Source organism: Actinoplanes sp. CA-142083 (assembly GCF_050942195.1).
GTDB lineage: Bacteria > Actinomycetota > Actinomycetes > Mycobacteriales > Micromonosporaceae > Actinoplanes.
Map to the genome: position 1 here is coordinate 4,036,181 of NZ_CP192076.1, position 23,823 is coordinate 4,060,003.

Sequence of the window (23,823 nt, forward strand, 5' to 3'; positions counted from 1 at the left end):
GGCATTCCCGCCACTTCCGGGTTGGCGATCGCGCTCATAGCGTGACTTGCCGTGACAAAAGTCCTGCTCTCGCTGCACGTGCTGGCCGCGATCATCGCGATCGGTCCGGTGACGGTGGCCGCCAGCATGTTCCCCGCCGCCCTCCGCCGCGGCGACCGCGACACCATGCGGACGCTGCACCGCATCTGCCGCGTGTATGCCCTGCTCGGCGTCGCTGTCCCGCTCTTCGGGCTGGCCACCGCGAGCTCCCTCGGCGTCCTCGGCGACGCCTGGCTGATCGTCTCCATCGTCCTCACCGCGATCGCCGCCGCCGTCCTCGCCTTCGCCGTGCTGCCCACCCAGGCCACAGCCCTCGCCACCGCCCCCGGCGACCCTGCCCCCGGTGCACCGTCCCTCGGTGGCGCCCCGATTGCGCCCGCGCGGCTCGGCATGGTCGCCGGGGTCTTCAATCTGCTCTGGGCGATCGTCGTGGTCCTGATGATCGTCCGCCCCGGCTCCACGACGGGAGCGTGACCGTGCTGCTGCGCATCGCCGCCCGGGTCGAGCTGATCTCGCTGCTCCTGCTGCTGGCCAACCTCGCCACCGTGCACCTCGGCCCCGTCGCCACGCTGGTCGGCCCCCTGCACGGCTGCGCGTATCTCTCAGTGATCGGCGCGACCCTGGCCGCTACCCGGCGTGGCCGGCCGCGGCTGCTCGCTCTCCTGCCGGGCGTCGGCGGGCTTCTCGCCGAGCGGACATTGCGGATCGTGCAGGCTTAGCGTGCACAACGGACGGTGCTGGGAAAATCACACAGTTGTTACGTTCTTGCGCCGTGTCAGGACATGCGGGCCGCGCTTTGGGTGCGGCGATGGCGATAACCCTGGGTGCCGGAACGCTGAGTGCGTGCGGTGACGTCGCGGCCTCCGAGAGCGCGCCGACGAAGACGGTCATCACGCTCGGGTTCGTCAACGGGGGCAGCACCGAGTTCCACACGTGCCTGCAACGTTCGGTCGAGGGCGCGGCCACCCGGCGCGGCGTCAAGCTGATCAGCGCGAACTCCAAGCAGGACGCCAGGACCGAGCTGGCCAACATCGACAGCATGATCAAGCAGGGCGTCGACGCGATCATCGTGCAGACCGTCAACACCGGCGCGCTCAAGGCCGACATCGAGCGGGCCGGCCGGGCGAAGATCCCGATCTTCCTGACCTCGGTGTCGCCCGACGACACCTCGACGATCATGGGCGCCGTCGCCGTCGACCTCAACCAGGTCGGCCTGCTCGACGCGGGCTGGGTCAGCAACGACGCGGTCGGCGCGCCGCGCCAGGCCGGGATCATCGCGGGCGCGCCGGGCGCCGCGTCCGACCTGCTCGTGAAGGGTTTCACCGACGGCCTGCCCAAGAACATCAAGGTCGTGGCGACCGCACCCGGCATGTTCAACCGCGCCAAGGCCAAGGCCGTCGCCGCCAAAATGATCAAAGACCACCCCGGCATCGCGTACGCCTTCGTCGTCAACGAGGACATGGCCTTCGGCGTGCAGCAGGCCTTCGCGGCCGCCCACAAGAACGTGAAGATCGCCACCGTCAACGGCACCGACGCCGGCCTCGCGGCGATCAAGGAGGGCCGCCTCGGCGCGACCGTATCCAACCCCGCGTCGAAGCTCGGGCAGAAGGCCGTGGAGAACACACTTAGCTTGCTCAACAAGGAGCCCGTGACCAAGATCGATTATGTTCCGATAGACCTGATCACCAAGGACAACCTCAACCAGGCGCCGCGGTACTGCCTGACCGAGTGACGACGCAGTCACGTCGTCAACATGAGCCCGCTGGAGCGCCGATGCACCCGACGTCCGAGCCGCCCATCGATCCCGAGGAGAGCCGGCTGCGGGTCGGGCCGCCGGCCGATCACGCGGCCGGGCTCAAGGCGGTGCAGGTCAGCATGGGCCGGGCGCTGCGGCAGATGGGGCCGGTCAAGACCGCGCGCAATCTTCTGACGCTCAACCAGGCCGACGGCTTCGACTGCATGAGCTGCGCCTGGCCCGACCCGCAGGGCCACCGCCACACGGCCGAGTTCTGCGAGAACGGTGCGAAGGCGGTCTCCTGGGAGGGCGTCCGCGACACGGTCGGCCCGGCCTTCTTCGCCGAGCACTCGATCACCGACCTGGCCGGCCGCACCGACTACTGGCTGGAGAAGCAGGGGCGCCTCACCCACCCGATGGTCCGGCGCGACGGGGGCGACCACTACGAGCCGATCTCGTGGGCCGACGCGTTCGCCCTGATCGGCGCGCACCTCAACGCCCTCGACAGCCCGGACGAGGCGATCTTCTACACCTCCGGGCGGGCCAGCAACGAGGCCGCCTTCCTCTACCAGCTGCTGGCGCGTTCCTACGGCACCAACAACCTGCCCGACTGCTCGAACATGTGCCACGAGTCCACCTCCGTCGGCCTGGCCGGCACGATCGGGGTCGGCAAGGGCTCGGTGTCGCTGCAGGACCTGCACGAGGCCGACCTGATCGTGGTCTCGGGCCAGAACCCGGGCACCAACCATCCGCGCATGCTCACGGCGCTCGAGATCGCCAAGCGCAACGGCGCCCGCATCCTCGCGATCAACCCGCTGCCCGAGGCGGGGCTGCTGCGCTTCGACAACCCGCAGAAGGCGCGCGGGCTGGCCGGCCACGGCACCGGGCTCGCCGACAAGCTGCTGCGTATCCGGTCCAACGGTGATCTGGCGCTCTGGCAGGCGATCGGTCATCTGCTGGTGACGGCCCACGAGTCGGCGATCGACAGTGCTTTCGTCGAGGCGTACACCATCGGCTTTGAATCTTGGAAAAAGCACATCCGGGAGCTCGACCGTGGGGCGGTGCTGCGCGCGACCGGCCTGACCTGGGCGGAGATCGAGGAGGCGGCCGGCATGCTGGCCTCCTCGAAGCGGATCGTGCACTGCTGGGCGATGGGGATCACGCAGCACCACAACGCGGTCGCGACGATCAAGGAGTTCGTCAACGTCACGCTGCTGCAGGGCATGATCGGCAAGCCGGGGGCGGGGCTGTGCCCGGTGCGCGGGCACTCGAACGTGCAGGGCGACCGCACGATGGGGATCTGGGAGAAGCCGCCGGCGATCTTCCTCGACCGGTTGCGGGACGAGTTCGGGTTCGAGCCGCCGCGGCATCACGGGTACGACGCGGCCGACGCCGTCCGGGCGCTGCGGGACGGGCGCGCGAAGGTCTTCATCGCCCTGGGCGGCAACTTCGTGGCGGCCATGTCGGACACGAACGTCACGGCGGCGGCGATGCGCAAGGCGGCGCTGACCGTGCAGATCTCGACCAAGCTCAACCGCAGTCACGTCGACGCGGGCCGGACGGCGCTGATCCTGCCCACGCTGGGGCGCACCGAGCGCGACCTGACCGGCGGGAGAGTGCAGCGGGTGACGGTCGAGGACTCGATGTCGGCGGTACATGCCTCGCGGGGTCGTTCGGCGCCGGCCGGCCCGCTGCTGCGCTCGGAGGTGGCGATCGTCTGCGGCATCGGCGCGTCAATCGCCGGAAATGAAATAATATGGGCGGATTTCTCGGACAATTACGACGAGATCCGTGAAAGGATCGGCCGCGTCGTACCGGGCTGCGAAGGCTACGCCGACAAGATCCGCACAGCCGGCGGCTTCACCATGCCGCACGGCCCCCGCGATCATCGCACCTTCCCGACCGCCGCGGGCCGCGCGATCTTCACCGTCAGCCCTCTGGAAGTGCTGAGCGTGCCCCCAGGCCGGCTCGTCCTGCAGACCCTGCGCAGCCACGACCAGTTCAACACCACCATCTACGGCCTGGATGACCGCTACCGCGGCATCAGGTCGGGCCGGCGGGTCCTGTTCATCAGCGCCGCCGACCTCACCGAGCTGGGCTTCGCCGACGGCGACCACGTCGACCTGATCTCCGAGTGGGAAGACGGCGTCGAGCGGCGCGCCGACCGCTTCCGCCTGGTCGAATACCCGACCCCCAAGGGGTGCGTGGCGGCCTACTACCCCGAAACGAACCCACTCGTCCCCCTCGATTCGCAGGCTGCCGAGAGCGGCACCCCCACCTCGAAATGGGTTGTGGTGCGGTGCGAAAGGGTGAAGAAGGTCCCTCATGTGGGAGCGGGCGCTGCCGATACACGGACGTGAGGCAAGCGAGGATCTGGCAATGGTGGGTCGCCGGCGGGTTCGCCGTGATCATCGGCTATTTCATGCTGCCCTCGGGCTCGCTCGCCGCCACGTTCGCCTACAACGTGATCGGCCTCGTCTCGGGTCTCGCCATCCTGGCCGGCGTGCGCCTGCACCGGCCCGAGCGGCCCGCCATGTGGTACTGGTTCGCCGCCGGCCAGCTGGTCTCGGTGGTGGGCGACCTCGTCTACGAGTACTACGACCTCGTCCTGCACCAGGAGCCGTACCCGTCGCTCGCGGACGTGTTCTACCTCGCGTCGTATCCCGCGGTCGTCGTCGGGCTGGTCCTGCTCGTACGGCGGCGCGGCGGCGAAAGCTCCGGCGGCATCCTCGAGGCCGCGATCATCGCCATCGGGCTCGGCCTCGCCTTCTGGGTCTTCGTCCTGCACCCGATCGCGGCCGGGTCGGCGACCTCGATGTTCGAGCGGTGGATCAGCACGACCTACCCGGCCGCCGACGTTCTGCTGCTGGCCATGCTCGCCCGGCTGTTCACCGGGTCCGGCGGCCGCACCGCCGCCACCCGCCTGATCGGCGTCGCCGCCCTGCTGGTCCTCGCGGCCGACACCGCGTTCTCCCTGGTGTCCCTCTACTGGGACGCGGACGTCCCCTGGATCAACGCCGGGTTCCTGCTGTCCTACCTTTGCTGGGGCGCGGCGGCGTTGCACCCGTCGATGACGGCGCCCGAGGCCGGCGGAGCGCACAAAGACGGTGTCCGCCCGACCCGGCTGGTCGCCTTCGGCGCCGCCACCATGATCGCCCCGGCCCTGCTCTTGGTGCCCGCCGTCGGCCACGACAGCATCGACCGGCGCGCGCTGGCGATCGGATCGGTTCTGCTCTTCCTGCTGGTCACCGTGCGGATGTCGCAGTTCATGCGCACGCTGCGCGGGCAGGCCGGCGAGCTGGAGCGGCTCGCGATGGCCGACGATCTGACCGGCCTGGCCAACCGCCGGCTCCTCGAGCAGCACCTGCGCGACCTGCCCGCCGGCGCGCATCCGCAGATGGCTCTCCTCGGCCTCAACGAGTTCAAGAACGTCAACGACGAGCTCGGCCGCCCGGCCGGCGACCGGGTGCTGGCCGCCCTCGCCGAGCGGATCGTCGGCGCCGCGCCGCCCGGCGCGCTGGTCGCCCGGATCGGCGGCGACGAGTTCGCGGTGCTGCTGCCGGACGCCAGCGCCGACGACGCCCGGGAGATGGCCGACCGGTTCGTGTCCGCGCTGCGCACCCCGGTCACCGCCGACGGGTGGGACCTGCTCGTCGGCGTCGGCGTCGGGCTGGCCGGCGGCAACGGCCTCGGCCCGGTCGAGCTGCTGCGCCAGGCCGAGTCCGCGATGCACGCGGCGAAGCTCGCCGGAACGCCGGTGCGCCGCTGGAGCCCGGCGCTCGACGAGCGCTCCACCGCGTACGCCCGGCTCGGGGCCGAGCTGCGCACCGCCCTGGACGCCGGGCAGTTCCACATGGTCTACCAGCCGATCGTCGAGATGCCCTCGGGGCGGGTGCACGCCGTCGAGGCGCTGGTGCGCTGGCAGCACCCGGTCCGGGGGATGGTCAGCCCCGCCGAGTTCATCCCGGTCGCCGAGCAGAACGGCCTGATCGTCGAGCTGGGCGCATGGGTCCTGCGGACCGCCTGCCTGCGGCTGGCCACCTGGCGGGCGTCGTTCGGCACCGACGCGCCCTCCCGGGTCAGCGTCAACGTGTCGGCCAAGCAGCTCGCCCGTCCCGGCTTCGCGTCGTTCGTGGCCTCGGTGCTGGCCGCGACCGGGCTCCCGGCCTCCTGCCTCGCCGTCGAGGTGACCGAGACGGCGGTGTTCGAGGGCGGTCCGGCCGTGACCGCGCTGCACGAGCTGAAGGCGCTCGGGGTGCGGATCGCGCTCGACGACTTCGGCACCGGGCACTCGTCGCTCGGGCTGCTGCAGACCGTTCCGGTCGACACCATCAAGGTGGACAAGTCGTTCGTCGACAACATCACCTCGGCCGGGCGGCAGGCGGTGATCGCCGAGGCGCTGATCCGGCTCAGCGGCGGCCTCGGCCTGGCCGCGGTGGCCGAGGGAGTGGAGACGCCCGAGCAGGCCGCCGCCCTGACCGCGCTCGGCTACCGCTACCTGCAGGGCTATCTCTACGGCCGGCCGGTCGCGGAGCCCGACTTCACCCGGGTCCCCGCCGTGGCGTAGCTCGGCCAGAATGGTCGGATGCCGAAGGGACTGTCCTATGCCGACGCCGTCAAGCTCCTGGGCGGCAAGGGCCCGCTGGCGACGACGATCGACAACCTGCTGGGCGGTCTGCTGAGCGTCGCGACGCTGGGCGGGAGCGAGGCGGCGCTCGGCTTCTTCGACGCCAAGGCCGAGATGGTCCGGCTGAGCGGTCTGCTGACCGCCAAAATCAATGATTCCGTACGGGGTCTGGGGCGCCACGACCGCAGTCAGCGACTCCTCGCCGCGCACGCCGTGCTGGTCGTGACCGCCTTCTTCGACGCCCTGGACGAGTTTCTGCCGGAGGACGCGGGCCTGAGTCGCAACGAGCAGTTGCGGCGGATCGGCGTGCCGCCCGGCGAGGACGTCATCTACCGCCTCATCTCGAGCAGGATCCCGATGCCGTCCGCGGATCGCTCCTACGACCAGCTTCTGAACGACCTGTCCGCCTGGTACCGCCGGATGTCGGCGGCGCCGAACCGGGTGTCACGCCGGGCCGTCGAGCTCTACGACCGGTCGCATCGGCGGCTCGCCGAGGAGATCCCCGAGTTCGCGATCTGGGCCGGCAGGCTCGAGTCCCGCGCCGCCGCCCGCAGCCTGGAACGCCTCGAATCCCTCCTGCTGCGCACCACCTCCGGCGCCGACCCGAGCGCCCACCGCGCCGCCCTGGACCGCGTCTACCGCGCCGAGCTGTCCCGGCCCGTGCTCAGCGGCGACGCCGGCCGCCTCGCCCTCCCCAAGCTCGGCGAGGCCTACATCGACCCGCGTTTCCGGGTCAAGGAGGCCGACCCCGCCGCCCGCCCGTCGGCCGAGACCTGGTGGTCGGACACCACCGTCCGGTCCGACGTCGACACCTTCCTCGCGACCTACCTGACCACCGCGCAAGCCGTCGAGGCGCCGATGCTCCTGCTCGGCCAGCCCGGCGCCGGCAAGTCCTCGCTCACCAAGATCCTCGCCGCCCGGCTCCCGGCGAGCGACTTCTTCGTCGTACGCGTCCCGCTGCGTGACGTCCCCGCCGAGGCCGACCTCCAGGGTCAGGTCGAGTTCGCCCTGCGCCGCGCGATCGGCGAGACCGTCGCCTGGGCCGCCCTGGCCCGCGAGTCCGGCGAGGCGCTGCCGGTGATCCTCCTCGACGGCCTCGACGAGCTGCTCCAGACCACCGGCGTGCACCAGTCCAACTTCCTGGAGCGGGTCGCCGAGTTCCAGGAGCGCGAGGCCGCCCTGGACCGCCCGGTGGCCGTGATGGTGACCAGCCGGATCGCCGTCGCCGACTGGGCCCGGCTGCCCGGCGGCACCCTGGTCGTCCGCCTCGAGCCGTTCGACGACCACCAGATCGAGCGCTGGGCCGGTGTCTGGAACGAGGCCAACCGCGGCCGCCTCCCCGCCCCGCTCGACCCCGGGGTGCTGACCTTGGCCCGCTTCCGTGGCCTGGCCGAGCAGCCACTGCTCCTGCTGATGCTGGCCCTCTACGACGCCGACGCCAACGCCCTGCGCGACGACGCCGCCGCCCTCGACGGCGGCCAGCTCTACGAGCGCCTGCTGACCAGGTTCGCCCAGCGCGAGGTCGAGCGCGTCCACGCCGACCGCACCGCCGAGCTGGTCGAGGAGGAGCTGACCCGGCTCGCGGTCGTCGCGTTCGCCATGTTCAACCGCAACCGCCTGTGGGTCACCGCCGCCGAGCTCGACGACGACCTGGCCGGCCTCGATCTGGCGCCCTCCCGCGTGCCCGACGCGGCCGGCTTCCGCACGCCGCTCACCGCCGGTCAGGAGATGGTCGGCCGTTTCTTCTTCATCCACCGAGGTCAGGCCAGAAGAGACGAGAAAGACCTCCATACGTACGAGTTCCTGCACGCCACCTTCGGCGAGTACCTCATCGCCCGCCTCCTCGTGCAGACGCTGCGCGAGGTGGCCGCCCGCGAGGCGGTGGCCGCACGCGGCCTGCGCTTGCGCGGCCACCAGGAGGACGACCCGCTCCAAGCTCTGCTGGGCTTCACCCCGCTGACCGTCCGCAACACCGTGCTGCCTTTCGTTCGCGGCCTCATCGGCGACGACGAGCGCGAGACCCTCCGCGCGGTCCTGGTCCGCCGCACGTCCCAGGCCGTCACCCGCCCGACCTTCACCCCCAGCCGCTACCAGCCCGTCGACAAGCGCATCGACCACTGGATGGCCATCCATTCGCTCAACCTGGTGTTGCTCGTCCTGGCCTGCGGCGGCGAACTGCGCGCCTCCGAGCTCTTCACCCTGGCCGCCGACCCGGCGGATTGGCTGCGCGGAACGGCCCTGCAGTGGCGCGCGGCTTGCCCCGGCGGCATGTGGCTTGAGGCCCTCGAAAACGTCACGGTCCGCCGCGACTGGCACGAGGGCCGCCGCGACCTCATCATCGACTCGGGCGACACCGCCGTGGAGCCCGTCGACGCCGACTGGTCCAACCGCGTTCCACCCGGCCTCGATCCGCTCCCGTCCGACTACGTCGGCAACTTCCCGCTCGGCCCCGCGCTCAAGTCGATGCATTTGAGCAACAACCTCAGCGACGACGCCCTCCTGCACACCCTGGAGCCGGTCCTCCGGCAGATGCCCGACACGGTCAAGACCTTCGTGGGTCTGCCGGCCCGCGAGTCGGTCGCCCGGAGCCTGATCCACCTCTGGTTGACCTCGGCGATGGCCGTGGACCTGACCGAGCTGGCGTACGCCTACCACCGCGCCGCGAACGCCGTCGCCGCCCTCGACGCCGGCGACGGCCGCGCCGCGACGGTTCTGCTGCGCTCCCTGCTGGCCGACGTCACACGCCTGCGGGCGCAGGACGTGCTGGCGGTCATCGACCAGGTGATCGCCAACGCGGATGCGTGGGGCCGCGCCCTGGCGCTGCAATGCCTGATCGCCACCGAGCTCACCAACCTGGGCGCGAAACGCGACGACTTGCTGGCCTCGCTGTTCGTCCGAAGCCTGACCGAGCTGGAGACCGACCTCCAGTCGCGCGTCCTGCGTGCCGTCCTCGCCAGCCCTCGCGCCGGCGAGACCCTCGTCAGCGAGATCATGCGGGTGGCCCGCCCCCGCGAGGTACGCCGCCTGGAGACACTGGCAGAACAGCATCCCGGGTTGGCCGCCGCGCTGACCGAGGCAGGCGTCGGCTTCAACTCCTAGCCCCACGACACGCCGGCCCGCCGACCCGGGCCGGCCTGCCGATCCGGCCCAGTCCGCGGTCCCGGGCCAGTCCGCGGTCCCGGGCCAGCCCGCGGTCCCGGGCCAGCCCGCTTTGCCGGGCCATCCCCTCGATCGCGGGCCCTTTCTCCTGCCTGCCGGACATTTCGGAATTGTCGGGCCGGGTGGGCTGGCGGGGCAGAGTGTGGCAATGGCGGCGCGGCGAGGCGGAACAGCGCCAGCGCGACCAGCAGAAGCTCGATGCCCAGGTTGGAGCCGAGCAAGCTCAGCGCCAACTGCCCGGAGGAGAGGCCCATCTCGGCCGGCGTGAATGAGAACGCCATCCCGTGCCCCTGGTCAGCTGCACGTCGTCCGCCGGCGGGATCTGCATGGCCTGTTCGAAGCCGGTGCTGTTCCCCGTGCCCTGCGCCGCCCGCCGATGAGGATCGATCGGAAATGGCGGAATTGATCGGCGCGCGTCATTTCCATAGGAAATTGACAGCCTTTCCCACGCCATTCATAAGCCCGGTGCCATGCGCCACAGCGCTGAACCGCGCCCTACCGCGCCCGTAGGTCCGGGCGAACAGGAAGGACGGATCCATGACCGTACGGATCAGCGACGCGCTCCGCGCCGTGGCCCTCGAGCCGCACCAGGACCTGGCCGAGGCCCTCGACACCTACTACGCCCCCGAATACACCCACCGCAGCGACGGCCGGACGCTCGGCCGGGCCGCCTTCGCCGAGATGGTCGCCCGCACCCGGGCCGCGATCGCGGGCGGCACGGTCACCGTCCTCGACGAGATCACCGACGGGAAGCGCTACGCCGAGCGGCACCTCAACGAGATCACTCTGAACGACGGCACCGTGTCCCGGCGTGAGGTGTACATATTCGGCGAGTTCGCCGAGGACGGCCGGTTCCGCCGCCTCACCGAGACCGGCTTCGACGTCGAGGGCGGGGAGCACTGATGGCCCGGCTGGGCGATCCCGATCCGGCTACTTTCACCGACCAGGTGCGCGAGCTGGTGGCCGCGTCGCCGCCGGACGAGATGATCAAGGTGCTGAGCCACGGCGTCGGCACGATGGACCTGTTCGTGAAGATGGCGCGGACCCAGTTCAGCGACCTCGAGCTGCCCGGGCGCTCCCGCGAGATGGTGATCCTGACCGTGGCCGTCTACACCGACTGCTCGTTCGAGCTCGCCCAGCACGAGCCGATGGCCCGCGACAACGGCGTCGAGGACCGGTTGCAGCAGCTGATCCGGGCGCGCTGGATCGACAGTCCCGAGCTCTCCGACCACGACCGGACGCTGCTGCGCTTCACCGTCGAGGTGCTGCGCTCGACGACCGTGTCCGACGAGCTCTTCGGCGCCGTGCGGGGGATCCTCAGCGAGCGCGAGATCGTCGAGGTCCTGCAGGTGATCGGCTACTACTGGACCTTCGGCCGGATCATCACGGTGCTCGACGTGCAGCTCACCGAGGTGTACGGCTGACGAGGGGCCGCACAGGCGCGCCGCCGGGCAGCCGCGCTGGTCACCGGGGTGCGCCGCCGCCCAGCGCTGACGCGAGCAGCCGCGCGGCGGCCACCAGTCCAACGCGCGGCGCGTCCGACCATTCGGTGGTCACCGGCGGCAGGGCGGCGGTGAGCGGATATCGCTCCGGCAGGCCGGGGAGCAGCGCCGCGGTCGCCTCGGCGCGCTCCCGCCAGGCGGCCGCCCCCGAGGGCCCGAGACGTCGATAGGAGGCCGCCGTCTCCGCGCAGGCGCGCACCGTCGCGTACGCCATAGTGATCGCTTGCGGCCGCAAGCGCGACGGCACCGCCCAGCGCTCGAAGACGCCCAGCAGGCGCTCCATCCAATCCCGCTCATGCGGGCCCTGGGCGGAATCGGCCCACGACAGCGCGGCCAGCCATGGGTGCGCGAGGTGGACCGCGAAGAACGCCATCGCCCAGGCCTCGAGATCGTCGGCCAGGGCGGTCCCCGGATCGGTCCACTCCGGCAGCGGGCACGCGTGGTCCTGCATCAGCGCGAGCAGCTGCTCCTTGGTGCCGACGTAGGGGTAGAGCGCCATCGCCGTCTTGCTGAAACGCGACGCGACCGCCCGGGTCGAGACCGCGTCGAGGCCTTCCGCGTCGGCGAGGGCGACCGCCACGTCCAGGATCTCGTCGAGATCGAGCTGCTGGCGGGGCCCGCGGCGAGGTGTGGGCAGGGTCGTGCCGCGATGCCGCCAGAGCCGGCGGACGTGCGCTTCGACGTCGGGTGTCACCATAGTCCTTACAGTGTATAGTGTTTTGCATGGCTACCGCGCGACTGCACGACGGATCCATCATCGACGTCACCGTGCTCGGCTCGGCCGACGACCGGGCGGTGCTCCTGCCGGTCGGCACCCGCATCCTCGAGGGCCCGGCGGCCGACGAGATCAGGGCCTGGGGCGCCGACCCCAACGCCGGCCACACCCTGGCCACCGCCCTGGCGACGGCCGGGCTGAGGGTGATTGCCGCCGACTACGAGACCCATCTGACCGACAACCCCATGCCGCGTACGCTGACGGCCGCCACCCTGGCCGCGGACCTGCTCGCCATCGCCGACGCGGGCGGCGCCCAGCGATTCGCCTACTACGGCTACTCCTGGCTCGCTCTCGCCGGTCTCCAGCTGGCCGTGCGCACCGACCGGCTCACCGCGTTGGCGATGGGTGGTTACCCGCCGCTCGGCGGCCCCTACGATGGGATGCTCGCCGTCACCCGCGTCGCCCACCGCATGGCGCTCAACCCGCCCGAGCCGATCGGCGAGCCCACCGCCGGCGACTGGGACAGCGTCCCGTTCACCCGCACGCCCGACCAGACCCAGCAGTACGTGACCATGTACGAGTCGCTTCAGGACTTCGACGAGCGGGCGGCCCTCGCCGGGCTGACCATCCCGCGGCTGGCTTTCGCGGGAGAGAAAGACACCATCGCGTACGGGTCGCAGTGGGACAACCTAGTAGTGGACATCGCCGGGCCGTTGGTCGCCCACCGGGCGGAGCTGATCGCGCTCGGCTGGACCGTCGAGACAGTCCCGGGCGCCGACCACATGGTGGCCATGCAGACCGACCGGGTCCTCCCGATCCTCCTGCCCTGGCTCAAAGCCAACCTCTGAAGCGCGCCGCGCCGCTCGGCCGCGGTGTCCGCCCGTGTGGCGTGCGGCGGTCAGGTGCGGAGGGTGCGGCTGGGGGGATTGGCCGAAGGCGGCTCGGTAGTCGGCGGCGAAGCGGCTCGGGTTCGTGAAGCCCCATCGCAACGCCGCGCCCCGCACGGTCGCGCCCTCGTTCGCGTCGGCCGCCTGCAGGTCGCGGTGCGCGCGCTCGAGGCGGACCCGTCGCAGGGTAGCCCATCGGCGTGATGCCGAAATGCCGGCGGAAGGTGTTCTGCAGGGCGCGTGGCCCGACCCCGGCCGCGGTGGCTACCTCACTCACCGTCAGGGCCGACCCGGGATGAGCGTCCATGAAGGCCATCGCGCGGCGCACGGCGGCCGGCGCGACCCGGCCGTCGCGGGGAGCGCGCGCCGACATCGTCGTGTTCGGGAGGACGGTGAGCATCGCGGCGGCGGTCAGGCGGGCCAGCTGGTCGCAGACCAGCGGCAGCGGCTCGGCGCCCGGCTGGGTCAGCTGGTCGGCGACGTGACTTGCGGTGGCCACCCACCGCCGCCGGGCCGCGTCGTCGACCGGGCGGGCGCCCTCGAAGCGCAGGTCGGCCGCGGGCAGCCCGGTCGCGGCCTCCGCGATCTCCCCGGCCAGGGCGACCGGCAGGCTCAGCGTGGCGAGCGTCGAGTGGCCGAACTCGCCGCCGTAGGGCGATGAGATCGGAAACAGCAGGGCGTCGTCCCGCGCCAGGACGTGCTCCTCGCGACCGAATCGGATCAACGCGTGCCCGTCCGCGATGTAGGCCGCGAACCGGAAGCCGAGCGGCTCGACCTCGGCCGCGTAGCCGGCGCCGCCCAGCCGCAGCCGCATGGTGCCGAACCCATCCCGGTCGGCGGTGCGAACGTGCAGGTCGAGCGCGCCCGGCCGTCGATCGTGACGCGGGCGCGGTGGGTGGCGACCTGGTTGAGGGCTTGCCCGATGGCGTCGCCCTCGCGGGTGCGTACCTCCACGCGACCATTCTGCGCGTTTTAACCGGAAGTATCCGGAATCTTCAGCTTTCGGCCGGGCGGGTGGCCGGCCACACCAGCGAGTCGTCGGGGATCGACGTCTCCCCCAACGCCTCGAAGTCGCGCCCCGGGATGGTCGACCCGTTCAGCGCGACCAGCCGCGCCACCTCGATCGCCCCGTGCGCCTGGAAGTGCGTGTTATCCACGACGCCGTCCGGATAGTTCGGCGACTCGCCCGCGGCCAGGTGCAGGAAGTAGTCCTTCGTGCCCTCAGGGCCGCGCTTGGCCCACAGCGCGAACGACAGCGCCGTCAGGTCGATCAGCGGCGTCCGCGTCGTGGCGGCCAGCGCCCGCATCGAGTCCGGATAGTCGCCGTGCGACAGGTAGACATACCCGTCCGCCGTGAACCGCCGCCGCTCGACCGGCGTGACCAGGACCGGCTCGGCGTGCCGGCGACGCGCCCCGTCGATGTAGAGCCGCAGGTAGTCCTGGAACGTGCTCCACGGCTCGGTGTAGCGCGCCGGATCCTCCGCCTTCTCGTCGTTGTGCCCGAAAGAGATCAGCAGTACGTCGCCCGGCCGGATCGCGTCGAGGATCAGCGTGAGCCGCCCGAGGTCGGCGAAGCTCTTGGAGCTCGCCCCCGACAGCGCCCCGTTGACCACCCCGATCCCGGGCCGCAGAAAGACCGGCAGCGCCTGACCCCAGCCCGCCCGCGGCACGTCAGCGGTGGCATAGGTCGCGGCCGTCGAGTCCCCGGCGACGAAGATGGTCCGGTGGGGCGGCTTGCCGCCGGCTTCGGCCGTCGAGGAAAAGCCCATCCCGTACGCCCCGGCGACCGCGCCACCGACGGCCGCCCGCAGCACCACTCGTCGATCCATGCGAGCCATTCAATCAACGAACGTCGATACAGGCAAGCGCTTTCCTGGCGCCGGTCAGCCGAGGCGGTCGTCCAGTTGCATCTGCACCCGGCCGCCGAGCTGCTGGGCCACCTCGAGGTCGTTGCCCTCGAACCACGTCTCGGCCACCCGGCCGCCGTCGAGCCGGTAGATGATGATCCCGGTCTCCTCGACGTGCTGCCCTCGCGCCGGAAGGTCCAGATAGCCGCCCCGATAGGTGGACCGCACCACGTAGCGCGCCACCACCCGGTCACCGTCGGCGATCACGTCCTCGAGGGTGGGTCGCTGGTCCGCGAAGGCGGTCGGGTACCAGTGCAGCCAGTCGATGAACGTCTCCCGGTCGCCCGTGCCGCCCGGCCCGTGGCAGACGAAGTCCTCGGTGGCCAACTCGGCGAACCGTCGCTCATCTCCCTCCCGGCACATGTCAAACCAAGCCTGCGCGATCTCCCTGGGCCGCATGCACGAAGTTCTATGCGAAATCGCCCATCGTGGCAACCCATCGTGGATCATTCGAACGCATTCCGTGATCCGATGCACAGCCCCCGCCCAGCCGGCGCCAAGGCATGCGGGAGGACGCGCGAGGTGCCGCGGGTCAGCCTGCGCCTCAGCTCAGATAGCCGCGCAATTGCTCGATCTGCGCCGCCCGCGACTCGATCACCTGCCTGGCGAACGCCAGCGCCGCCGGATTCGTCCCGTTCGCCTGCTCCGCCTGCGCCAGCTTGATCGCCTCCTCCTGATGAGCGATCAGCGCCCGCACCGGATCGCCCGGGGGAGGGGCCACGGCCCCAGAGCCCGCCGCGGCTGCCCCCGAGGTCGCGGCCGCCGCTGAGCCCATGGCCGCGGCCGGGGCCTTTGCCGCCTCCGAGGTTGCGGCCGGGGCGGGAGCCGTGCCGGGCGCGGCGGCCTGCGCCGAAGCGGCCCCCGGGCCCGCCGCGCCCCATTCGCGCAGCCAGCCCGTCATGCGCACGATCTCGTCCTGCTGGGTGACGATGATGGCCTCGGCCAGCGTCCGGGCCGGCGCCCGCGAGGCCGCCGCCCGGGCCAGCGCGATCCCCTCCTCGTGGTGCGGGATCAGCGCGCGTACGAACTCGACGTCCGCCGCCGCGTGCCGTTCGCCCGCCCTGCTGGTGTCCGCCGTGGTGGTGGCCGGCGCGGGCGACGGCGCGCCGCCGCAGGCGCCGAGCATCAGGAGCGCAGCGAGGAGGATCGATATCCGGCGCATGTGCCGAAGGTAGCCTCCGGCGCCCGCATCCGTAAACAGTCTTAACTAAGAAATCAGCGACGGCGGCGGCGCTGCGGCATCGAGTAGAAGCCCGTCGGCAGGTTCTGCGTCTGGGCCTGCCAGGCCGGCTGCTGCTCCTCCTTGCGGTTGCGGGTCCGGATGCGCAGCAGCAACGCCACGCCCAGGAAGACCAGCACCGCCCCGATGATCAGGCCGGGACCGAGCACGCTCGGGGTGCCCGAGGCCGGGTTGAGCGCCGCGGCCGAGGTCGGGTCCGCGGCCGGCGTCGCCTGGTCGTCGGCGACGGCCTCCTCCGCGGCGGTCGGCGACGCCGACGGCGAGGCCGACGCGCTGGCGCTGGGCTTCGCCGCGACCGCGGTGACCACCCGGCTGCTGGCCTCGGCCGAGCTCAGCTCGCGCGCGCCGTCGAGCGCCTGCGCCTCGAAGGTGACCCGGCCGTCGTCGGGGCCGACGAACGAGACGTCCCAGCGGCCGGTGACCGTCCGGTTACGGCAGAGCTCGCCGGGGTCGGCCTGCACGTCGACGATCCGGGCCTGGTCGTCGCGCAGCTGCGCGCGTACGGCGAAGGTCTGTCCGTTTTCCACGCGGTTGACCCGGACCTGGTCGAGGCTGATGCCCTCGGTCTTGATCACCAGCGCCCAGCGCACCTTGAAGCAGCGCCGCTGCCGGTCGGTGGTGGCGACGGCCGTGAGGGTGCGCGCTTGCTTACCGATGGTGATGGTCCCCGGCGCCTGGCCGATGTTCACGGCGAAGCCGTCGACGTCGGCCGAGGCCGGCGCCGCCCACCCGGCAAGGGCGCAGGTCAGAGACGCGGCGACCAGTGCCGCCACGCGGGCTGCCCGGTGTCGCATGAGCCTTCCTCCTTCAAAACCGCTCGCAGGTGCGCACTGGATGGTTCGTGCCCGGACCCTGAAAGGTTCACCCGGTGCGCCGGGTCACTCTACGGCGGACCTTATTTTTTGCTTAGTTGTCCGTTACCACACCGTGTCCACGCAGCTCAGAGGCTATGTCGCCGGGCCGGGTGGAAACTAGCCGACAAATTCGGCCCGAGACGTTCATCCGAACCTGGACGCCACACGTAGATGGGGGATGGGCGGGGACCGGGAGACCGGAGCCTGCCCGGCAGAGCGTGAAGCACGGGGCATCCCCCACGGATGCCGGCGTCCCGACGCCCAACGGGACGTGACCCGCTGCGGAGAACGAGGAGTCAATGGCCCGGACAGGAAACAACCAGCGATCCGCCAATCGTGTGGCCGTGGATGTCGGTGCTACCGGTACCAAACCGGCGTCCAAGGGCGCCGTGCTGATCCTGATCGTCAGCGTTCTCGCGGCGATCTGGGCGGTCGCGATGATGACCGCTCCCGGCCGCGTCGGTTACATCTACTTCTTCATGTACGCGGAGTTCTACATGGGCGTGATCACGCTCGTGGCGCTCTCGGTCACGATCATGGTCGGGCTGGTCTCCACCGACCGGCTCGTGCTGTCGATCCGGCAACGCGTGCTGTTGCAGTCCACCCACCGCACCACCGGCCTGATCGCGGTGACCTCGCTGTTCATCCACGTCTGGACGAAGATCGCCGAGTCGCACATCAAGGTGATCGACATCTTCGTGCCGTTCCTCAGCCAGGGGAACCGGCTGTACGTCGGCTTCGGCACGCTGTCCGGCTGGATCATGATCATGGTGATGTGGACCGGTATCGCCCGGTCCCGCTTCATCGGCAACGGCCGGCCCTGGATGTGGCGGGCGATCCACTCCATCTCGTACCTGATGTGGCCGATCGCCCTGGTGCACGGCCTCGCCGCCGGCCGCGCCGCCAAGCCGTGGGTCATCGTCAGCTACATCATCTGCATCCTCGCGGTGCTGGTCGGCCTGGCCGTACGCCTCTCGGTCAGCCTCAACCGCAACAAGGACTTCTCCTCCACCGCCGGCGCGAGCGCGATGAAGCCGGTCGGGAACATGGTGCCCACCAGCTCCCCGGCCATGAAGAAGCCGCGCCGCCGCGAGCCCGAGCCCGAGCCGCAGGTCCTGGGACCGGTCGCGGTCGTCGACACCTTCCAGCCGGCCGCGCTGCCACCACCGCCGCGCGAGCACCGGGAGGAGATGGTCGCCCCGGCCGGGCCGCCGCGCCAGCGCCGTGGTGGGTTCGAGGACGAGATCGAGTACGACGAGCCGGGCCCCCGCGGCCGCCGCTACCCCGGCGAGGACACGAGCACCCGCATGCGCCGCCCCGACCTCGAGGACACCAGCACGCGCATGCGCCGCCCGGACTTCGAGGACACCAGCTCGCGGATGCGCCGCCCCGACCTGGAGGACACCTCCACCCGCATGCGCCGGGTCGAGATGGACGACACCAGCACCCGGATGCGCCGGGTCGAGATGGACGACACCTCCACCCGGATGCGCCGCATCGAGGCCGACGACTTCGACGAGCCGGCCCAGCCGCGCCGCCGCCGGGCCGCCGGCAACGAGCCGATGCCGATGTACGACGACGCGCCGCGCGGGCGCCGCCGGGCCGAGCCCGACTACGACGACGTGCCGCGCCAGCGTGGTGGCCGGTACGAGGACGACCGCCGCTCGTCCCGCTACGAGCCGCGGTTCTCCGACGAGGTCGAGGATGCGCCCCGGGCACGGCGCGACCGGGGCGCCGACATCGACCGCGCCGACTCCGGACGGCACACCCGCAGCGGATTCGTCGACTTGGCGGACGACGAGACGCCAACGCTGGTCGACATGGCCTCCCGCCGGCAGCGGCGGCACGAGCAGGATCAGGAGCCGGCGGGCCGGGGGGCTCGCCGTGGCGGCCGCGGCCGCGGGAACGACGACGTCGCTGACGACGACTACTGGTCGCAGCTGCGAGGGGAAGCGAATTGAGCACCGCCCAGGTTCCGCCGGTCACGGCGATCGGCGTTCCGCGGATCACCGCGGGCATGGACGAGTACGGCCGTCTGGACCTCCTGGCCCACCAGGAGGTCCACGGCGGGTTCGCCGCGCTGTCGTCCGGTGAGCTGATCGGGCTCGCCGACCGGATCGAGCTGCGCGGCCGCGGCGGCGCGGGCTTCCCGTTCGCCCGCAAGGTCCGCGCGGTGCTCGACTCCTGCCGGCGGCAGGACCTGCCGCCGGTGATCGTGGTGAACGGCACCGAGGGCGAGCCGCCGTCCTGGAAGGACAAGGCGATCCTCACCCGGGCGCCGCACCTGATCCTGGACGGCGCCGCGCTCGCGGCCGCCGCCCTGGACGCCGAGGAGATCGTCATCGGCATAGCCGACGACGGCATCGGCCAGAGCTCGATCACCGCGGCCCTGGCCGAGCGGCGGATGCCCTGCCCGACCCGGATCGTCACGGTCCCGCACCGGTTCATCTCGGGCGAGGGCGGCGCGCTGGTCCGCGGCATCAACGGCGAGGCGCACATCCCGCCCGGCCGCAAGGTCCGCTCCAGCGACAACGGCGTGATGGGCCTGCCCACGCTGCTGTCCAACGCCGAGACGTACTCGCAGCTCGCGATCGCGGCCCGGCTCGGGCCGTGGGAGTACAACGCGGTCGGCATCCCCGAGGAGCCGGGCACCGTGATGCTGACCGTCGGCGGGTCGTCCTCCAACCCGGCCGTCGTCGAGGCGCCCAGCGGCACCCCGCTCATGGACGTGCTGAGCATGTGCGGCGCCGACATCGGCCCGGGCCTGCTGGTCGGCGGCTACCACGGCAAGTGGATCACCGCCGAGGCCGCGAAGACCGTGACGATCTCCCGCAAGGGCTTCGCGAAGGTCGGCGGCACGCTCGGCGCCGGCATGCTCATCCCGATCGGCTCGAACACCTGCCCGCTCGGTGAGGTCTCCCAGGTCGTGCAGTACCTGGCCGGCGAGTCGGCCGGCCAGTGCGGCCCGTGCCGGCTCGGCCTGCCCGACCTGGCGCGCGCGGTCACCCTGGTGTCGCTGGGCGGCAACGCGGTCGAGAACGTGCGCCAGGCCGCCGGCGTGGTCAAGGGCCGCGGCGCGTGCAGCCACCCCGACGGCACGGCCCGGTTCGCGCTCTCCGCGCTCGAGGTGTTCGCCCGCGACGTCGACGCGCACACCAACGGCGAGGGCTGCGGCAAGGCGGTGCGCGGCATCCTCCCGCTGCCGTACACGGCGGAGACCGGCGCCCGCAGGCTCGCGCTGGACTGGTCGCGCTGCGACGGTCACGGCCTCTGCTCGGCCGTCGCCCCCGAGATCATCCGGCTCGACGCGAACGGCTTCCCGGCCTTCCCGCAGACGCCGCTGCCGCCGTGGCTCGAGATGGGCGCCCGCAAGGCCGTCAACGTGTGCCCGGCCCTCGCGCTGCGGCTGGACGACGCCAAGGCAAGCCTTTGAGAAAGATGCTCGCGGCGCTGGCGGCGGTGGCCGTGATGAGTGGCTGCGCGGCCAAGGCGGAGACTCCGGTCTCCGCACCGATCACGCCGGCTTCCCTCCCCGCCGAAAAGCCGGCGGGGAAGCCGGCGGTTCCGGCCTCGCTGCGCTTCACCGGCAAGACCCTCGACGGGGCGAGCTTCGACGCGGCCACTATGGCGGGCAGACCCACGATCCTGTGGTTCTGGGCGCCGTGGTGCGCGACCTGCGCGTCCGAGGCGCAGAGCATCAGCGACCTGGCCAACGAGTACCAGGGCCGGCTCGGCATCCTCGGCATCGCCGGGCTCGGCGACAACAAGGCGATGCACGAGTTCGTCTCCGACCTCAACGTCGGCAACGTCCCGCACATCGATGACCAGGCCGGCGCGATCTGGAAACGCTTCAAGATCACGCAGCAGAGCACGTACGTCTTCCTGGACGGCGCCGGCAAGGTCCTCAAGACCGGCTACCTGGACGACCTTCAGCTCACCGAGCAGGTCAAATCCATGGTGGCCTAGATGGTGCTGCTCGCGCTCACGGCCGGCATGCTGGGCGCGGTCAACCCCTGCGGCTTCGCGTTGCTCCCCGCGTACCTGTCGGTCCTGATCTCGGCCGACACGCTCTCGCCGCGGCGTGCCGTCTTGCGGGCGCTGCGCTGCACGGCCGCGCTCACCGCCGGCTACGTTCTCGTCTTCGGCGCCTTCGGCCTGCTGCTGACGCCGGTGGCGGGGGAAATTCAGCCGCGCCTGCCGTGGGTCACTGTGGCCTTCGGCCTCGCCCTGGCCGGGCTCGGCGGGTGGCTCACCCTGGGCGGTTCGCTTCCGGCGTTTCCCACCGTACGCGCACCGCGGCTCACCGGATCGACCCGGTCCATGGTGGCCTTCGGGATGGCGTACGCGATCGCCTCGCTCGGCTGCGCCGCCGGGCCGTTCCTCGCGCTCGTGGTCTCCGGCCTGCGGGCCGGCTCGATCGGTGAGGGCCTGCTGCAGTACGTGTCCTACGCGGCCGGGATGGGTCTCGTGGTCGGGGTGACCGCCGTGGCGGTGGCCCTGCTGCGCGTCTCGCTCGTCACCCGCGCCCGGCGGCTGCTCGCCGTGGTGCCCCGGGCCGGCGGGGTGATCCTGGTGATCTCAGGGCTCTACGTCGCCTACTACGGCTGGTACGAACTACGCCTGGCCCGGGACATCCGGCTCGCGGGCCGCGACCCGGTCGTCGCGGCGGCCGGAGAAGTCCAGCGCTGGCTGGCCGGGGTGGTGGATGCGGTCGGCCCGCTCATTTTCGCGCTGCTGTTCGCCGTACTCGTGCTGGTGCCTCTGGGTCTGAGAAAACGCCGGGAGATGGCGCTGCCGCCGGACGGTCCGAGTGGGGCAGGGACCGGTCCGGCGGCAGCTACGCCTGCGTCAGCGCTCCGTGCTGGGATCAGACGGCGGGCGGGTACGCGGTGACGTAGGCGGGCTTCTCGGCGGGCATCAGGATCCACAGGATCGGGTAGACCAGGATCTGGCTGCCCGGGATGGCCAGCAGCACCAGGACGAACAGAAGACGGGTGAGCCACGGGTCGAGCCCGAAGCGCCGCGCGAGGCCGGCGCAGACACCGCCGAGGAATCGCCCCTCCTGCGGCCGGACCAGGCCCTGGCGGGTCATCGAGTCGTGCACCGAGTTCATTGTTCTTCTCGCTTTCTCGCTGGTTGGTACATCAAGAGTCGCCGTTTCCCGCGCTCGGCAACATCGGGATCTGCCCTGACGCGTCCCTGAGTTCCGCACCCCGAGGCGCCGGCCGGACGGCGGGGGTGGCGAGCGCGGCCAGGGCGACCAGGACCAGCACCACGATCATCGCGCGGCGCAGGCCGAAGTGGTCGCCGAGCAGGCCGAGAGTGGGCGGGCCGACCAGGAAGGCGCTGTAACCGACCGTGGCGGCGAAGGAGACCCGGGCGGCGGCCTGCGCGGCCTCTCCCGCGCCTGTCCCCGCGCTCGTCCCCGCGCCCGCGCTCGTCCCCGCGCTCGTGCCTGTCTCCGCGCTTGCGGCCTTGCCCTCGGCCGCTGCGTTGCCGTCGCTTTCGCCCGCTGCCGACACCGCGAGCGGGAACCCCAGGGCGGCGCCGAGGCCCCACAGCAGGGCGGCGGCGACCGCGACCAGCCGGTTGTCGACGAAGACGACCAGGGCGATGCCGGCGACCCCGATCAGGATTCCGGCGCGCAGGGCGGTCACCCGCCCGAACCGGTTGACGGCCGCGCCGCCGGCGAAGCGGCCGAGCGCCATCGCGGCGGCGAAGCCCACGAAGACCGCCGAGCCGAGGGCCGGGCCGGCGCCGTGACCGTCGACCATGATCAGCGGCAGCCAGTCGTTGGCCGCACCCTCGGAGAGCGCCAGCGCCAGGACGATCACGCCGATCAGCCGCATCCGGGGGTCCCGCCAGACCGGCGCAGACTGCGTGCGGACTGTGGCGCTTCTCGCCTGCCGTCCCACGCCGTGCGGGATGAACCCGATCGCGGCGGCCAGCACAACCGCGGCGATGACACCGTTGGCGACCAGGTGGGCGACGACCGGGAACCGCATCGCGGTGAGGCCCAGGCCCGCGAGCCCGCCGACCACCGTGCCGAGGCTGAAGAAGCCGTGCATCGCCGGCAGCACCGACCGGCCGAGATGGCGCTCCACCTCGGCGCCCTCGATGTTCATGGCCACCTCGCCGCAGCCGATGCCCAGCCCGAACAGCGCGAGCCCGGCGGCGGCCAGCACCGCGCTCGGCACGGCGATGCCGATCCCGGCCAGCGGCACGCCGGCCACGCCCAGGCCGGTGCCGAGGGCGACCACCGGGCGGGTGCCCCAGCGGGCGACCAGCCGCGCCGAGCTGAGGATGCCCGCCATCGAGCCGACCGAGAGCCCGAACAGGATGAAGCCCATCTCGGCCGTGGACGCCCCGAGGAGATCGCGGATGTCCGGCGTGCGGGTCATCCACGAGGCGATCCCGAGCCCCGGCAGGAAGAACAGGGCGAACAGCGCGGCACGGCGCCTCTTCGTCGCGTGGTCCAACTTCGGGCCCTCCCCAGGGTCGTCGGTAGGATGAAAGTATGACCGTCAAGCTCAGCATCAGCGTGCCCGACGACGTCGCGGCCTACCTGCAGAGCCAGGGCAACGCGTCGGCGGCCGTCACCGACGCCGTGCGGCGGATGCTTCCCGAGGCCCGGCGGGCACGGCAGCGGGCCGCGGCCCAGGGCTACGCGCGGTACCTGCGGGGCACCGGCGCCTGCTGGGAGGCCGAGGACAGCAACGAGATCGCCCTGCGCGGCGCCCGATGGTGAGGCGAGGCCAGATCTGGTCCCTGATCCGCGGCGACGCGCTCCACCACGTCCTGGTGATCAGCAACGACGAGTACAACGCCGTCCCGGAGCTGGCCGTGTGGGCGCTGGTGATCGTGCCAGACCTGCCCCAGCAGAACCCTCTCGGCGTCCATCTTTGCCACGACGACCCTCTGCCCGGCGGTTCGGTGAGCATCCCGAGCCTGGTGCAGATCCTCGACCGGGGCTCGCTCAAGGAAAACCTGGGCTATGCGGCGCCCGGCACGATGAACGCGGTCGAGTCCGCCCTGCGCGACTTCCTGGAACTGGCGTAGCTGCTCGCGCTTGCGTGCTGGCTCGCGCCGGCCCAGCGGCTCGCGCCAGCGCGGCGGCCCGTCGGCAGCCGGAAATATCTGATATGTCGACCGGGTGGC

General features: G+C 71.7%; 22 protein-coding genes and 2 pseudogenes. 15 read left to right on the forward strand and 9 right to left on the reverse strand.

Annotation, left to right across the window (positions count from 1 at the left end; translation table 11 throughout):
• The first annotated feature begins 51 nt into the window (after window positions 1-51).
• The 8 genes from ACQPZX_RS18440 to ACQPZX_RS18475 all read left to right on the forward strand — a co-directional run bounded on the left by ACQPZX_RS18440 (window position 52) and on the right by ACQPZX_RS18475 (window position 10,984).
• On the forward strand, window positions 52-513 hold the full coding sequence (locus ACQPZX_RS18440; protein WP_433382169.1) for a DUF2269 family protein: 462 nt from the start codon (window positions 52-54) through the stop codon (window positions 511-513).
• The gene (locus tag ACQPZX_RS18445) at window positions 510-758 is read left to right on the forward strand and encodes a DUF3817 domain-containing protein (protein WP_433382172.1); all 249 of its coding nucleotides are present in this window, start codon (window positions 510-512) and stop codon (window positions 756-758) included. Before ACQPZX_RS18440 ends, ACQPZX_RS18445 begins: the two co-directional genes overlap by 4 nt.
• Before the next feature lie 89 nt (window positions 759-847).
• Window positions 848-1,771, forward strand: coding sequence for a sugar ABC transporter substrate-binding protein (locus ACQPZX_RS18450; RefSeq protein WP_433382175.1), 924 nt, complete (start codon window positions 848-850; stop codon window positions 1,769-1,771).
• 41 nt (window positions 1,772-1,812) lie between these two features.
• Window positions 1,813-4,134 carry an FdhF/YdeP family oxidoreductase gene (locus tag ACQPZX_RS18455; protein ID WP_433382178.1) on the forward strand — a complete coding sequence of 774 codons (2,322 nt, stop codon included), beginning with the start codon at window positions 1,813-1,815 and terminating at the stop codon, window positions 4,132-4,134.
• Entirely contained in the window at window positions 4,131-6,341 is a 2,211-nt protein-coding gene (locus ACQPZX_RS18460; RefSeq protein ID WP_433382181.1) for a putative bifunctional diguanylate cyclase/phosphodiesterase, read from the forward strand. The genes ACQPZX_RS18455 and ACQPZX_RS18460 overlap by 4 nt, the downstream gene beginning before the upstream one ends.
• Window positions 6,342-6,359: 18 nt before the next feature.
• Complete coding sequence (locus tag ACQPZX_RS18465) at window positions 6,360-9,500, forward strand: NACHT domain-containing protein (RefSeq protein ID WP_433382184.1); 3,141 nt, start codon at window positions 6,360-6,362, stop codon at window positions 9,498-9,500.
• 597 nt (window positions 9,501-10,097) lie between these two features.
• The gene (locus tag ACQPZX_RS18470) at window positions 10,098-10,463 is read left to right on the forward strand and encodes a nuclear transport factor 2 family protein (RefSeq protein WP_433382187.1); all 366 of its coding nucleotides are present in this window, start codon (window positions 10,098-10,100) and stop codon (window positions 10,461-10,463) included.
• The gene (locus ACQPZX_RS18475; RefSeq protein WP_433382190.1) at window positions 10,463-10,984 is read left to right on the forward strand and encodes a carboxymuconolactone decarboxylase family protein; all 522 of its coding nucleotides are present in this window, start codon (window positions 10,463-10,465) and stop codon (window positions 10,982-10,984) included. Before ACQPZX_RS18470 ends, ACQPZX_RS18475 begins: the two co-directional genes overlap by 1 nt.
• 40 nt (window positions 10,985-11,024) lie before the next feature.
• Here the strand turns inward: ACQPZX_RS18475 and ACQPZX_RS18480 are convergent, their stop codons facing one another.
• Window positions 11,025-11,759: a TetR/AcrR family transcriptional regulator gene (locus ACQPZX_RS18480; protein WP_433382193.1), complete on the reverse strand. Its 735-nt coding sequence runs from the start codon at window positions 11,757-11,759 to the stop codon at window positions 11,025-11,027.
• Between the two features lie 26 nt (window positions 11,760-11,785).
• Between ACQPZX_RS18480 and ACQPZX_RS18485 the strand changes: the two genes are divergently transcribed.
• The gene (locus ACQPZX_RS18485) at window positions 11,786-12,625 is read left to right on the forward strand and encodes an alpha/beta fold hydrolase (protein ID WP_433382196.1); all 840 of its coding nucleotides are present in this window, start codon (window positions 11,786-11,788) and stop codon (window positions 12,623-12,625) included.
• Window positions 12,626-12,754: 129 nt separating this feature from the next.
• On the opposite strand, the pseudogene ACQPZX_RS18490 reads toward ACQPZX_RS18485, so the two are convergent.
• The 6 genes and pseudogenes from ACQPZX_RS18490 to ACQPZX_RS18515 form a co-directional block, all read right to left on the reverse strand.
• Window positions 12,755-12,877, reverse strand: a pseudogene (locus ACQPZX_RS18490) (hypothetical protein); the annotation flags it as partial.
• A 247-nt stretch (window positions 12,878-13,124) separates the two neighbouring features.
• Window positions 13,125-13,478 (reverse strand): annotated as a pseudogene (locus ACQPZX_RS18495) (hypothetical protein); the annotation flags it as partial.
• Between the two features lie 181 nt (window positions 13,479-13,659).
• Window positions 13,660-14,493, reverse strand: coding sequence for a rhamnogalacturonan acetylesterase (locus ACQPZX_RS18500; RefSeq protein WP_433382199.1), 834 nt, complete (start codon window positions 14,491-14,493; stop codon window positions 13,660-13,662).
• Between the two features lie 54 nt (window positions 14,494-14,547).
• The gene (locus ACQPZX_RS18505; RefSeq protein ID WP_433382202.1) at window positions 14,548-14,970 is read right to left on the reverse strand and encodes an ester cyclase; all 423 of its coding nucleotides are present in this window, start codon (window positions 14,968-14,970) and stop codon (window positions 14,548-14,550) included.
• Window positions 14,971-15,115: 145 nt separating this feature from the next.
• On the reverse strand, window positions 15,116-15,733 hold the full coding sequence (locus ACQPZX_RS18510) for a DUF305 domain-containing protein (RefSeq protein ID WP_433382205.1): 618 nt from the start codon (window positions 15,731-15,733) through the stop codon (window positions 15,116-15,118).
• A gap of 53 nt (window positions 15,734-15,786) precedes the next feature.
• Window positions 15,787-16,605 (reverse strand): hypothetical protein, encoded by an 819-nt coding sequence (locus ACQPZX_RS18515; protein WP_433382208.1) that lies wholly within the window; start codon window positions 16,603-16,605, stop codon window positions 15,787-15,789.
• Window positions 16,606-17,009: 404 nt separating this feature from the next.
• Between ACQPZX_RS18515 and ACQPZX_RS18520 the strand changes: the two genes are divergently transcribed.
• The 4 genes from ACQPZX_RS18520 to ACQPZX_RS18535 are packed head-to-tail and all read left to right on the forward strand — an operon-like array spanning window position 17,010 to window position 21,558.
• Window positions 17,010-18,626, forward strand: coding sequence for a translation initiation factor III (locus ACQPZX_RS18520; protein WP_433382211.1), 1,617 nt, complete (start codon window positions 17,010-17,012; stop codon window positions 18,624-18,626).
• Window positions 18,623-20,098: an NADH-ubiquinone oxidoreductase-F iron-sulfur binding region domain-containing protein gene (locus ACQPZX_RS18525; RefSeq protein WP_433382214.1), complete on the forward strand. Its 1,476-nt coding sequence runs from the start codon at window positions 18,623-18,625 to the stop codon at window positions 20,096-20,098. The genes ACQPZX_RS18520 and ACQPZX_RS18525 overlap by 4 nt, the downstream gene beginning before the upstream one ends.
• A gap of 5 nt (window positions 20,099-20,103) precedes the next feature.
• Window positions 20,104-20,631, forward strand: coding sequence for a redoxin domain-containing protein (locus ACQPZX_RS18530; protein ID WP_433385314.1), 528 nt, complete (start codon window positions 20,104-20,106; stop codon window positions 20,629-20,631).
• Window positions 20,632-21,558 (forward strand): cytochrome c biogenesis CcdA family protein, encoded by a 927-nt coding sequence (locus ACQPZX_RS18535; RefSeq protein WP_433382217.1) that lies wholly within the window; start codon window positions 20,632-20,634, stop codon window positions 21,556-21,558.
• Here the strand turns inward: ACQPZX_RS18535 and ACQPZX_RS18540 are convergent.
• Window positions 21,533-21,778, reverse strand: coding sequence for a PspC domain-containing protein (locus tag ACQPZX_RS18540; protein ID WP_433382220.1), 246 nt, complete (start codon window positions 21,776-21,778; stop codon window positions 21,533-21,535). The genes ACQPZX_RS18535 and ACQPZX_RS18540 overlap by 26 nt on opposite strands.
• Before the next feature lie 31 nt (window positions 21,779-21,809).
• Entirely contained in the window at window positions 21,810-23,144 is a 1,335-nt protein-coding gene (locus ACQPZX_RS18545) for an MFS transporter (RefSeq protein ID WP_433382223.1), read from the reverse strand.
• Window positions 23,145-23,182: 38 nt separating this feature from the next.
• On the opposite strand from ACQPZX_RS18545, the gene ACQPZX_RS18550 reads away from it, so the two are divergent.
• Both ACQPZX_RS18550 and ACQPZX_RS18555 read left to right on the forward strand, forming a co-directional pair.
• Window positions 23,183-23,413: a hypothetical protein gene (locus ACQPZX_RS18550; protein ID WP_433382226.1), complete on the forward strand. Its 231-nt coding sequence runs from the start codon at window positions 23,183-23,185 to the stop codon at window positions 23,411-23,413.
• Window positions 23,407-23,724: a type II toxin-antitoxin system PemK/MazF family toxin gene (locus ACQPZX_RS18555; protein ID WP_433382229.1), complete on the forward strand. Its 318-nt coding sequence runs from the start codon at window positions 23,407-23,409 to the stop codon at window positions 23,722-23,724. The genes ACQPZX_RS18550 and ACQPZX_RS18555 overlap by 7 nt, the downstream gene beginning before the upstream one ends.
• Window positions 23,725-23,823 lie beyond the last annotated feature (99 nt).